This is a genomic window from Pseudomonas sp. PS01298 (assembly GCF_029959745.1).
Taxonomy (GTDB): Bacteria; Pseudomonadota; Gammaproteobacteria; order Pseudomonadales; family Pseudomonadaceae; genus Aquipseudomonas; species Aquipseudomonas aylmerensis.
On the sequence record NZ_JASCPP010000001.1, the window covers coordinates 104,801 to 117,926 of the forward strand.

7 protein-coding genes are annotated in these 13,126 nt (G+C 63.1%); 2 read left to right on the top strand and 5 right to left on the bottom strand.

What is annotated here, in order from left to right; genetic code table 11:
* Window positions 1-41: 41 nt before the first annotated feature.
* On the top strand, window positions 42-5,846 hold the full coding sequence (locus tag QMX97_RS00475; RefSeq protein ID WP_282395562.1) for an alpha-2-macroglobulin: 5,805 nt from the start codon (window positions 42-44) through the stop codon (window positions 5,844-5,846).
* On the top strand, window positions 5,827-8,124 hold the full coding sequence (gene pbpC, locus QMX97_RS00480; protein ID WP_282395563.1) for a penicillin-binding protein 1C: 2,298 nt from the start codon (window positions 5,827-5,829) through the stop codon (window positions 8,122-8,124). Before QMX97_RS00475 ends, pbpC begins: the two co-directional genes overlap by 20 nt.
* On the opposite strand, the gene QMX97_RS00485 is transcribed toward pbpC, so the two are convergent.
* From QMX97_RS00485 to QMX97_RS00505, 5 genes are all read right to left on the bottom strand, one after another.
* Window positions 8,125-9,291 (bottom strand): hypothetical protein, encoded by a 1,167-nt coding sequence (locus QMX97_RS00485; RefSeq protein WP_282395564.1) that lies wholly within the window; start codon window positions 9,289-9,291, stop codon window positions 8,125-8,127. It abuts the gene before it with no gap.
* Window positions 9,288-9,869 (bottom strand): LemA family protein, encoded by a 582-nt coding sequence (locus tag QMX97_RS00490; protein WP_106805580.1) that lies wholly within the window; start codon window positions 9,867-9,869, stop codon window positions 9,288-9,290. The genes QMX97_RS00485 and QMX97_RS00490 overlap by 4 nt, the downstream gene beginning before the upstream one ends.
* A gap of 100 nt (window positions 9,870-9,969) precedes the next feature.
* Entirely contained in the window at window positions 9,970-10,335 is a 366-nt protein-coding gene (locus QMX97_RS00495; protein ID WP_282395565.1) for a hypothetical protein, read from the bottom strand.
* Window positions 10,336-10,395: 60 nt separating this feature from the next.
* On the bottom strand, window positions 10,396-12,228 hold the full coding sequence (gene glmS, locus QMX97_RS00500; protein WP_065902670.1) for a glutamine--fructose-6-phosphate transaminase (isomerizing): 1,833 nt from the start codon (window positions 12,226-12,228) through the stop codon (window positions 10,396-10,398).
* A gap of 10 nt (window positions 12,229-12,238) precedes the next feature.
* Entirely contained in the window at window positions 12,239-13,006 is a 768-nt protein-coding gene (locus QMX97_RS00505; protein ID WP_028618576.1) for a DeoR family transcriptional regulator, read from the bottom strand.
* Between the last annotated feature and the right edge of the window lie 120 nt (window positions 13,007-13,126).

Here is a 13,126-nt window from a genome sequence, read left to right on the forward strand (position 1 = left end):
ACGCGTGTAAGATACGCCGCACTTAGCCAGGGATGCTCACCATGTTCGATTCGTTCAAAGCGATCAGCCGCCGTATCAGCGCTGTGTTGTTGACTGTGGTGGGGGCCGTTTTCGGCCAATGGCATCCGCCGCTCTGGCTCCGTGCGATCGGCCGTGGCGTGGCGAACCTGGGGCACAAGGCCCGTGCCTATCCGCGTCAGGCTGGCGCCGGCGTAGTGGGCCTGGTGTTGCTGGCGGCCGCGGGGTTCTACGGCTGGCACTGGTATTCCAACCTGCCGCAGCCCCACACCGTGGGGTATTCGCTGCACAAGCCCAACCTGACCGACTACACCCAGCAGCCGCCGGTTGTGGATAACCTGCAAGTACGCTTCGCCGAATCCGTGGCCCCGCTGGCCGCCATTGGCAAGCCGGTGACCGAAGGCATCACCCTGAACCCCTCCGTGGCCGGTGCCTGGCGCTGGTCCGATGACCGCACCTTGCTGTTCGTGCCGGAAAAGGACTGGCCGGTAGACGCCCATTACACCCTCGACCTGGCCAAGAAAAACCTGCTGGCCGATGGCGTGCTCCTCAGCCAATACAGCAGCCAGTTTTCCACCCAACCGTTCCGCGCCACCCTGGCGCAAAACGAGCTGTACCAGGACCCGTCCAACCCGACGCTGAAACAGCTGGTGGCAACCTTCCATTTTTCCCACCCCGTTGATGAAGACAGCCTGCGCAAGCGTGTCTCGGTGACCCTCGGCAAAGGCCTGGCCTACCGCGACGCCCAATTGCCCAACCGCCCGGAAATCACCTTCGACGAGAAAAAACTCAACGCCTACGTACGCTCCGCCGCCCTGGCCACACCGCTGGAAAGCACGCCGGTCAGCGCCAAGCTCGACGAAGGCATCAAGGCGCGCGACGGCGGTAACGCCAGCGCCGCAGCGCTGGTGGCGGAAGTCACCGTGCCCGGCCGCTACCGCCTGACCTTTACCGGCGCCGACGTCAGCTTTGTGGATAACGCGCGCGGCGAGCCCGAGCCGGTGCTGATGTTCAGCAGCTCCAGCGCCGTAGCCGATGACACCATCGCCGGTAAGGTGCAGGCCTGGCTGTTGCCGGAAAAAGCCCAGGACGACACGCGCCCCTACAACAGCAACGACATCGACGACGCCCTGCTCGCCCGCAGCAGCAAAATCACCTTGACCCACGTGCCCAGCGTCGAACCGTTGAACACCCTGCACGCCTTCAAATTCAAGGCCCCGGCCGGTCGCGCCGTGTATGTGCGCGTGCCCGCCAACCTCGAAGCCATCGGTGGCTACCTGGCGAAAAATCCGACAGCGTCGCTGCTCAGCATGCCCGCGTATCCGCGCACCTTGCAGTTCCTGTCCGACGGCGCGCTGCTCAGCCTCAATGGCGAAAAACGCCTGGGCTTCATGGCTCGCGGCGTGCCCGGCGCGCATGTGGAAATCGCCCGCCTGCTGCCCAACCAATTGCAACACCTGGTGGACCAGAGCAGCGGCAGCTTTGCGCGGCCTAACTTCGGCAACGAATACTTCGACCGTATGGTCGAGCGTCAGGCACTGGATATTCCGCTGTCGTCCTCGGACCCTGCGAAAACTGTCTACGACAACGTCGATCTCAGTCACTACCTCACCGCCAATGGCGGCCGTCGCGGCATTTTCGTACTCAAGCTCAGCCCGCAGGATGACCCCGCAACGCGCACATTCGAGTACGAGCGCAGCAGCACCAGCGATCTGCGTTTTATCGTGGTGACCGACCTTGGGATCATCGCCAAGCGCTCCAGCGACGGCAGCCATGATGTGTACGTGCAGTCCATCGGCAGCGGTTCGCCGGTGGCGGATGCGCAAGTCGACATCATTGGCCGCAACGGTTTGCCGGTGAGCAGCGGCCATACCGACGCCGAAGGCCACGTGCATTTCGCCAAGCTGGATGAACTGCGCCGTGAGAAAACGCCGCTGATGTATGTGGTCACTCGCGGCAATGACCAGTCGTTCCTGCCGATTGCCCGTCAGTCCCAACAACTGGATTTATCGCGCTTCGACGTCGGCGGTCTGGAAGAAGACGGTGCGGTTGATCGTCTCAGCGCCTACCTGTTCACCGACCGTGGGCTGTACCGGCCCGGCGAAACCGCGCACCTGGGCATGATCGTGCGCAGCGGCAACTGGAAAGGCGCCCTGCAAGGCCTGCCGGTGGAGCTGCAAATCACCGACCCACGTGGCCTGGAAGTGATTCGCCAGCCGCTGAAGCTGTCCGCCAGCGGTTTTGAAACCTTTGATTTCCCCAGCAGCGAAGTAGCCCCCGCCGGCGACTACACCGCGACCTTGCAGTTGATCGGCGAGAAGCAGACCCGCACCGACCTGGGCAGTGTCAGTTTCAAAGTCCGCGACTTCGAGCCGGACCGCATGAAGGTCAGCCTGAGCCTGCACGACACCCCGGTGCAGGGCTGGATCCCACCTGACCAGGTGGTGGCCAAAGTCACTGCGATGCACTTGTTCGGTGCCCCGGCATCCGGTCGGCGTGTCACCGCAAAAATGTCCCTGAGCCCCACGCTCGCGGCCTTCGACCGTTACCCCGATTACCGCTTCCGCCTCAACGATGCCTTGGAGGAAGCCAGCACCGAAGACCTGGCCGAGACCACCGTCGACGACAACGGCCAGGCCGTGCTCGACCTCAACCTGCAACGCTTCGCCAACAGCACCTATCGCCTGCAGGTGATGACCCAGGTGTTCGAGGCTGAAGGCGGCCGCAACGTGGCCGCGCAAAGTGCCGTGCTGGTGTCATCCGCGCCCTACCTGGTGGGTGTGAAAAGTCAGGATTCGCTGTCGTACGTCGCCAAGGACGCCCCACGCCAGGTGCAATGGCTGGCCGTCGCGCCGGACCTCACGCCACTGGCAGTGGACGGCCTGACCAGCGAAGTGGTCGAGCACCGCTACGTGTCGGTACTGGTGAAACAGTCCAACGGCACCTACAAATACGAGTCGCGCATCAAGAACATCAGCCAACCCGCCTCACCGCTGGTGATGACCCAGGAAGGCGCCAAGCAGACGCTGAACACCGGCACGCCGGGTGATTTCACCCTGCAACTCAAAGACGCCAACGGCAACCTGCTCAACCAGATCGACTACAGCGTGGCCGGCCGTGGCAACACTTCGCGCTCGCTGGAACGCAACGCCGAGCTGCAATTGCGCCTGGATAAACGCAGCTACGCCACCGGCGAGGAGATCGCGATCAGCATCCGCGCGCCGTACACCGGCGCCGGCTTGATCACCATCGAGCGCGACAAGGTCTACACCCAGCAGTGGTTCAAGGCCGACAGCACCAACAGCGTGCAACATATCCGCGTTCCGGCAGGGCTTGAGGGCAATGCCTACGTCAACGTGCAGTTCGTGCGGGACATCGGTTCGTCCGAGGTCTATATGAGCCCGCTGTCCTACGGTGTGGTGCCCTTCAGCATCAACCTGGATGCGCGGCGCATGGCACTGAAGGTCGAAGGCCCGGCGAAGATCGAACCGGGGCAGACCCTGGACATCAAGGTCAACGCCGACCGTCCGGGCCGCGCGGTGGTGTACGTGGTGGACGAAGGCATCCTGCAAGTGGCGCGCTACCAGACGCCGGACCCGCTGGGCTTCTTCTTCCAGAAGCGGGCGCTGGAGGTCGGCACCAGTCAGATCCTTGACCTGATCCTGCCGGAATTCAGCCGCCTGCTCAGTGGGGCAGCGCCGGGTGGCGATACCGAAGGCGCCCTGGCCAACCACCTCAACCCCTTCAAGCGCAAACACCAGCCGCCAGTGGCCTGGTGGTCGGGCCTGGTGGACCTGCCGGCGGGTGAAACCGTGCTGCATTACCAGGTGCCGGACAGCTTCAACGGCAAGTTGCACCTGTTTGCGGTGGCGGTGGATGCCGACAGCGTCGGCGTCAGCGAGGCCAACACCGAGGTGCGCGGGCCGATTGTGATCACCCCGAACGTGCCGGCCTTCGTGGCCCCGGGCGATGTGTTCAACGTCAGTGCCGGGGTGTTCAGTAACCTCGACGCGGCGGCGGACGTGAAGTTTGAAGTGCAGACCAGCGCCGGCCTGGTGGTACAGGGCGACAAGGGCAGCACCTTGTCCCTGCAACCGCGCAAGGAAGGCACCGCCGAGTTCAAGATCAAGGTCGGCGACACCCTCGGTTCGGCGGACCTGCGTTTTGTCGCGGTGCTGCCGGATGGCAAACGTATCCAGGTCGCCGAAACTACCTCGATCCGCCCATTGAGCGAGCATCGCGTGGCCCTGAGCCTGGGCCGCTTCGACAGCGCCAGCAAAGAGCTCAAGCCCACCCGCGAACTGTTCAGTCAATTGCGCGACGTGCAACTGGGTGTGGCGGCCTCGCCATTGGTGTGGGCCAACGGCCTCAAGCATTACCTGGATGACTACGGCTATGCCTGCACCGAGCAACTGGTGTCCAAGGCCATGCCGGCATTGATCTGGGGCGGCAATGCACCAGAGGCCGAACAGGCCTTCGGCAGCGCGGTACGCATGCTGCGCCAGCGCCAGAACCAGGCCGGCGGCTTCGGTTTGTGGGCGGCCAACCCGGACGTGGCGCCGTATGCCAGCCTGTACGCCACCGACTTCCTGATTGAAGCCCGGGAACGTGGGCTGCCGGTTCCCGAAGACCTGCTGGTGCGCTCGAATGCCTATCTGACAGACCTGGCCAACGGCCCGAGCGAAGGCCTGTCGGAATTGCGCAACCGTGCCTACGCCAGTTACCTGCTGAGCCGTCAGGGGATTCTCGTCAGCGGCGCCTTGAGCGATATCCGCGAACGCTACGAAAGCTACTTCAAGGACACCTGGCAGAACGACCTCGGCGCCGCTTACCTGGCCGCCAGTTACAAGCTGCTCAAGCAGGATCGCCAGGCCGATACGTTGTTCCGCGAGATCCCATGGCGTTCGCTTGTGGATAAGTGGGAAAGCGATGGCCTGTACTACGACCCGCTGGTGCATGACGCCGAGCATCTGCACCTGCTGGCGCGGCACTTCCCCGAACTGCTGGACGATGTGCCGGTAGCGTTGCTGGATAAACTCGGTAAGCGCCTCAACGAGCAACGTTACAACTCGCTGTCGGCCGCCCTGTTGCTGCGCGCTCTGGACAACTATGGCCAGCGCGCGCAAAGCGACATGACCCTGAAGGCCACCGCCTGGCTGGGCGACAAACAGCAACAATTGCTGGAAATGGCCGGCCAGCCGCCACGCGCTGCCGTGCCGGGTGCCACGCAAAAGCTGGTGATGGAAAAATCTGACGGCCCGGCGGCGTTCTACATGCTCAGCGAGGCCGGTTTCGACAAGGGCGCCAAGCTCAAGCCAATCACCAATGGCCTGGAGATCATCCACGAATACCTCGACCTCAAGGGCGAGCCGGTAAGTAAAGTGGCGGTGGGCGACGAGTTCCTGGTGCGCTTGCGCCTGCGCGCCACCGACCGTGACCAAGTGCAGCAAGTCGCCGTGGTCGACTTGCTGCCGGGTGGCGTCGAGCCTGTGTATAACTTGCCGCCGGAGCCGGAAGCCGCCAGTGCCGAGGAAAGTGAAGGAGAGGAATCCGAGTACGTGGAAGCCAGCGACGAAGAGGCCGACATCTGGCAGGCGCCGATCGGCGAAACCGAGCTTAGTAACTGGCAGCCGGAGTACGTGGATGTCCGCGATGATCGGGTGGTGTTGTACGGCACTGCGCTGCGCGACGTAGGTACTTTCGTTTACCGCGTGCGCGCCACCAACGCAGGCACCTTCAATACACCTCCGGCCTACGCCGAAGGCATGTACGAAACCACCCTGCAAGGGCGCGGCAAAGTAGGCCAGCTTGAAATTACCAAGCCTTAAACGCCTGACGCCGCTGCTGGCAGCGGCGCTGGTGCTGGCGGGGTTGCGGCTGTGGCCCCATGCCCCGCTGGAGCAGGCCGTGACCTCATCACGGGTGGTATTGGCCGACGACGGCTCGCTGTTGCGCATGACCCTCGCGCAGGACGGCCAATACCGTTTATGGCTGCCGCTGGAGCGCATGTCGCCATCACTGGTCGAGGCCCTGCTGCTCAAGGAAGACCGTAATTTCTACTGGCACCTGGGGGTCAATCCTCCGGCGTTGCTGCGCGCAGCCATGGCGACCTACACCGGTGGCCAGCGCCAGGGCGGCTCGACCCTGAGCATGCAACTGGCGCGGCGCCTGTGGGATCTCAACACCCGGCAAGTACCGGGCAAACTGCAGCAGATCGCCCTGGCCCTGTGGCTGGAAGCACGCTACAGCAAGCACGACATCCTCGAGGCGTACCTGAACCTGGCACCGATGGGCGGCAATATTGAAGGCGCCGAGGCGGCCAGCCGGATTTATTTCGGCAAGTCGGCGGCGCAGTTGTCGCTGTCCGAAGCCCTGGCGTTGGCGGTGATCCCCCAGCAACCGGGGCGGCGTGCGCGCTTCGGGCCGTCGCTGCAAAACGCGCGGCTGAGGCTGATGGCCGACTGGCGTGAAACTTATCCACAGGACGCGCGCAACGCCAGTTTGCTCGACCTGCCCCTGGAAGCGCGCAACCGCCAGCAGATCCCGTTTCTGGCACCGCACCTGAGCGAGCAACTGCTGGCATCCCAGACCGGTAATGAGCTGAACAGCACCCTTAACCTGCCACTTCAGCAATTGCTGGAACGCTTGATCACCGGCTTTATCGCCGAGCGCCGCAGCACCGGGGTGGAGAACGCCACCGCGATCCTGATCGATAGCCGCGACCAGAGCGTCAAGGCCCTGGTGGGCTCGGCGGATTACTTATCCACAAGCCTGCATGGCCAGGTCAACGGCGTGCTGGCGCGGCGCTCGCCGGGCTCGACCCTCAAGCCGTTCCTGTATGGGCTGGCGCTGGATCAGGGGGTGATTCATCCGATGAGTATCCTCAAAGATCTGCCGAGTAATTTTGGCTACTTCCAGCCGGAAAATTTCGACGGCAGTTTTGTCGGGCCGCTGACGGCGCGGGATGCCTTGATCCGTAGTCGCAATATTCCGGCGGTGTGGCTGGCCAGCCAGGTGAGGTCGCCTTCGCTGTATGGCTTGTTGCAACGGGCCGGTATCAAGGGCCTGCGGGGTGAAAGCCATTACGGCCTGGCCCTGGCCCTGGGTGGCGGTGAGATGACCCCGGAAGAACTCGCGGGGCTGTATGTAATGCTGGCCGGCGATGGGCATCTACGGCCATTGCGCTATCTGCAGGAGCAACCACAGACCACCGGTGCGCAACTGCTTACCCCCCAGGCCGCGTTTATGGTGCGCGACATGCTGCGCCGCAATCCGCGTCCGGATGGCTTGCCCGGCCGCCATTGGCGCACCGCCTGGAAAACCGGCACCTCCTGGGGCTTTCACGATGCCTGGAGTGCCGGTTTGGTCGGCCCGTATGTGCTGGTGGTGTGGGTGGGCAACTTCGATGGGCGGCCGAACCCGGCGTTCATCGGCGCCAAAACCGCCGCGCCACTGTTCTTCCGTATCGCCGACGCCCTGCCCCTGGCCTTGCCCAATGTGCTGATCAAGCCTGACAAGCCGCCCGCCGGGCTGGTGCGTATCGACGTGTGCGCAGCCTCCGGCGAGCTGCCCAACCGCTGGTGTCCACAGACCCGCAAGACCTGGTACATCCCCGGCGTCTCACCGATACGCGTCTCCAACCTGCACCGCCCGGTGCTGATCGACACCCGCACCGGCAAGGCCGCGTGCCCGCCGTTCGAGGCACAGTACACCCGCGAGGAAGTCTTCGAGTTCTGGCCCAGCGACATACAACGCCTGTACCACGCCGCCGGCCTGCCGCGCCGCACGCCGCCCACGGTGATGAAAAACTGCCAGCCCAACCGCCTCAGCGACCAGAGCGAAGCGCCGCAGATTCGCTCGCCCCTGACCCAGGTAAGCTACCAGTTACGCCTGTCACAGCCTCAGGAAAGCATCCCACTGAACGCCAACGCCGCCAGCGATGCGGCGACCCTGTACTGGTTCGTCGACCAGACCCTGATCGGCCAGGGCCCGCCGCAAACCACACTGAATTGGCGACCGGGCAAGTCGGGGGAATACCGGCTGCGGGTCAGTGATGATCAGGGCCGCAGCGCGAGTCGCGGGCTAAAAGTGGAGTTTGTGCCCTGATCAGGCGTCTTCGTCGCCGAAACTGGCTTTGCCCACGCGTTTGGCAAAATGGTTGTACGCCGCGCCCAGCTTGCGCTGCTCGAAGATCGAGAACACCAGGGTGCCGACCAAGATCAGCATCCACACCAGAAACAACTTCAGCGTATCCACCTGGGCCACGAACAGCAGCAAGGTGACCACGCCGCCAATCACCATGCCCAGCCCGGTCCACGCACCCAACACCCGGGCCACGGCCATGCGGATGCCCTTGGGCAGCACCAGGCGGGTCGCCATCAGCACCACGATCATCGCCAGGAAGAAGCCAAAGGCCGCCATGAACGGAATCTGGAAACCGCCCTCGCGATATAACCAGGCCAGCAATTTATACACAGGGCCAAGCTCGACCATCTGTTGATAAGTGTCCGGCCCCGGCAAATGCAGTTGGGCAATGTGTTCGGGCGTGAGGGCCATGATGCCCACGCCGATCAGCCCCACGCAGGCCGCGTAGAAGCCAGCGGCGCGCCACAGCGGCGCGAGGACCCGACGGTTTTCCACATCCTCAGTCAGCGCTACACCGAACACCGCCTTGGGCTGTTTGCCCTGGGCAATCACGCGCAGGCCGTCGCGTTCGCAGGCATCGCCGATAAGCATCACATCAAGGTCCTGGCTGAGCAGTATTTCACCCTGGCGGCGGGAGCTGCCCATCGGCTGGTAATCGTCAGGCGACTTGTTGCCGAACAGATCAATACCCTCGGCAATCACCCGGATTTCGCCGCTGGCGTCCTGCAGGCTGAAGTCATTGCAGCGCGCCTCGCCCGAAGCCCGGCTCCAGCTCCAATGCCCGTCGTCGTCCTTCTTGCCGTCTTCGATGATCAACACGTAGCCCGCGCAGGGCTTGCCATACACCGGCGACAGCAGCGGCTTATCCACAACCACCTTGCCGCGCAGTTCCACCAACCCCATCGCCAGCGAGCGGATCTGGCTGGTGGCCAGCCGCTGTTCCGTCTTGTAGAAATTGGGGCCGAAGCTGGCCAACAGGCCGAGCAGGATCAACGTCGGGAAAAACAACGCGATCAGGATGTTCGGCGCATAGACCATCAAGCCAATAAAGCCTGCGAGCATCAGCAGCGCCAGCAGGGTTTTCCATGCCTGCTTTTTCTTGATGGCGCCAGCCTGGGTGGTCTTCATGTGCCCGGCACTTCGAGCTTCACGCCTTCGTAGCGGGTTTCTTCAGCACTGATGGCCAGCAACGGAATACGCTGATAACTGAGCATTCGCGCAAAGAACAGGTCGGGAAACACCGCAATCGCGATGTTGTAGAGGTTGACCGACTCATTGAAGAATTCACGCCGGTCGGCAATCCGCTCCTCCACCGCCGAAATCGCCTGCTGCAACGCGACCATGTTGGGCCCCGAGATCAGCGCGGGGTAGTTCTCCGCCACCGCAATCACCGACTTCAGCGCAGCATTGAGCTGGTTGGAGGCGTCGACCTTGTCGTTGAGGCTGCTGGCGTTGAGGTATTGCGTACGCGCGTCGCTCAAGCGGGTGAACAGCGCGTTCTCATGGTTCATGGCGGTCTGGACCACGCGCATCAGGTCCGGGATCTGATCGGCCCGCTGCTTGAGCAATACGTCGATGTTGGCGAAAGCCTTGTCCACATCGTTACGCCGCATCACCAGCCCGTTGTAGACCCCCACCATCCAGCCGACGACGCCCACGACAATGATCAGCGCAACGATGCCGGCGATTAGCAGTTCGATATTCATGGTGAAGGCGTTCCCTGGCTGAGTTATCCACAGGGTCGCATTCTAGGGGGAAAACGGCGTCACGCGACGGGCACTGGCCCACAGAACCGACAAGAGGTGCTTAACCCGAGGAAAGCTCCACGTAGCTCGACTCGCCACCGCCAGCGGCACCTGACAACCAGCCCCACTCGAAGCTCAGCGTAGTGCGTCCGACAGGGTCTACAGCGACCGTCCCACGCGACCAACCGGACAGCAGCTGACCGTCCAGCGTCAGGCACTGATACAGCAACTCGATGGTATCGGGGCCTGTCACGCGTCCCACTTGCGTACCCAGCCGGATGCGACCGCCTTGGTAGGTGCTGGAGATGGCATCACCTTCGACAAGGTAATGAAACACCGTACCCGTACCCGACAGCCCTTGGGCGTTGTTGGCGACAGTGAATCGGCGGTTGTGCAGACGTGGATGGATCTGGGAGGGCGTGTGCATCGAGGTCGCATCCTTTCGCGGGGACCTGGAGACCCGGGCGGGCCTCCAGGGTATGGCGGCTTACTCCACGGTCACCGATTTCGCCAGGTTGCGCGGCTGGTCGACGTCGGTGCCCTTGAGCACGGCGACGTAGTACGACAGCAGCTGTAACGGGATGGTGTAGAGAATCGGCGACAGAGTGTCGTGGATGTGCGGCATATTGATGACGTGGGTGCCTTCACCGTTGACCATGCCGGCTTTCTCATCGGCAAACACGATCAACTGGCCGCCACGGGCGCGCACTTCCTGCAGGTTGGATTTGAGCTTTTCCAACAGCTCGTTGTTCGGCGCGACGGTCACCACCGGCATGTCGTCATCCACCAGGGCCAGTGGGCCGTGCTTCAATTCGCCGGCCGGGTAGGCTTCGGCGTGGATGTAGGAGATTTCCTTGAGCTTCAGCGAGCCTTCCATCGCCACCGGGTATTGCGCGCCACGGCCGAGGAACAGGGTATGGTTTTTGTCGGCGAACAGTTCGGCGACTTTTTCCACTGTGCTGTCCATGGCCAGGGCTTCACCCAGGCGGGTCGGCAGGCGACGCAGTTCTTCTACCAGGGTGGCTTCGACACCGGCGGCCAATGTGCCGCGAACCTGGCCAAGGGACAGGGTGAGCAGCAACAAGCCGACCAGTTGGGTGGTGAAGGCTTTGGTGGAGGCCACGCCGATTTCGCGACCAGCCTGGGTCAGCAGGGTCAGGTCGGATTCGCGCACCAGCGAGCTGATGCTGACGTTGCAGATCGCCAGGCTCGCGAGGAAGCCCAACTCCTTGGCGTTGCGCAGGGCGGCCAGGGTGTCGGCGGTTTCGCCGGACTGGGAGATGGTCACGAACAGGGTGTCAGGCTGCACCACCACCTTGCGGTAGCGGAACTCGCTGGCGACTTCGACCTGGCACGGGATGCCGGCCAGCTCTTCGAGCCAGTAACGCGCAACCATGCCGGCGTGGTAGCTGGTGCCGCAGGCGACGATCTGCACATTGCGCACTTTGGCGAACAGCTCGGCAGCTTGCGGGCCGAACGCGTTGACCAGCACCTGGTTCTGGCTCAGGCGACCTTCCAGGGTGCGCTGCACCACCGAAGGCTGCTCGTGGATTTCCTTGAGCATGAAGTGGCGGAACTCGCCCTTGTCGGCGGCTTCGGCGCCATCACGGTATTGCACGGCTTCGCGCTCGACGGGGTTGCCGTCGACGTCCCAGATCGACACGCTTTCACGGCGGATGTCGGCGATATCGCCTTCTTCCAGGTACATGAAGCGGTCGGTGACCTGGCGCAGGGCCAATTGGTCGGACGCGAGGAAGTTCTCACCCAGGCCCAGACCGATCACCAGCGGGCTACCACTGCGAGCGGCCACCACACGGTCCGGTTGGCTGGCGCTGATCACCGCCAGGCCGTAGGCGCCATGCAGTTCCTTGACCGTGGCCTTGAGGGCGGTGGTCAGGTCGCTGTGGTCCTTGAGCTTGTGGTTGAGCAGGTGGGCGATGACTTCGGTATCGGTGTCCGAGGTGAACACATAGCCGAGGCCCTTGAGTTGTTCGCGCAGTACTTCGTGGTTTTCGATGATGCCGTTGTGCACCACGGCCAGGTCACCGGAGAAGTGCGGGTGGGCATTGCGTTCGCACGGCGCACCGTGGGTGGCCCAGCGGGTGTGGGCAATCCCCAGGCGACCGACCAGCGGCTCGCCGAGCAGGGCTTGCTCCAGCTCGGCGACCTTGCCCGGGCGGCGCATGCGCTCAAGCTTGCCGGCGTTGGTGAAGACCGCCACACCGGCGCTGTCATAGCCGCGGTATTCCAGGCGCTTGAGACCTTCAAGCAGGATGGCGGTGACGTTGCGTTCAGCGACTGCGCCTACAATTCCACACATGGTATTTCTCCTAGATGATTGCCGCGCATATCAGCGTAATGCCGCGGGCTTGGATCTGGTCGCGGGCCTCAAGCGGCAGGCGATCATCGGTAATAAGGGTATGGACGCTGCTCCAGGGCAGTTCCAGGTTGGGGATCTTGCGGCCGATCTTGTCGGATTCGACCATCACCACCACTTCACGGGCGACCTCGGCCATCACGCGGCTCAGGCCCAACAATTCGTTGAAGGTAGTGGTACCGCGCTCCAGGTCGATGCCATCGGCGCCGATGAACAACTGGTCAAAGTCGTAGGACCGCAGCACCTGCTCGGCAACCTGGCCCTGGAATGAGTCCGAATGCGGGTCCCAGGTGCCGCCGGTCATCAACAGCACTGGCTCGTGCTCCAGTTCGCTCAAGGCGCGGGCCACGTGCAGGGAGTTGGTCATCACCACCAGGCCGGGCTGGTGGCCCAGTTCGGGGATCATGGCCGCCGTCGTGCTGCCGCTGTCGATGATGATGCGGGCGTGCTCACGCAAACGCATCACGGCGGCCCGCGCGATGGCGCGCTTGTAAACCGAGATGGGTTGGGCGGCGTCGCCGACCAGTTCCTGCGGCATGGTGATCGCGCCACCGTAGCGGCGCAGCAGCAGGCCGTTGCTTTCGAGGGCAGCGAGGTCCTTGCGGATGGTCACTTCCGACGTTTCGAAACGCTTCGCCAATTCGTCCACGCTGACTTCGCCCTGTTCATTGAGCAAGGTCAGGATGTTGTGGCGTCGTTGGGGTGTATTTCGTTTCGACATGGTGATGATAAGTTTCGCTTCGAAAGATAACGAAGGCAATCAAAACCTATTGGCGAAAGATCGTCAAGCGCGGGAATGAGCTTTTTGAATACTCGGAGCAAAAAATGTGGGAGCTGGCTT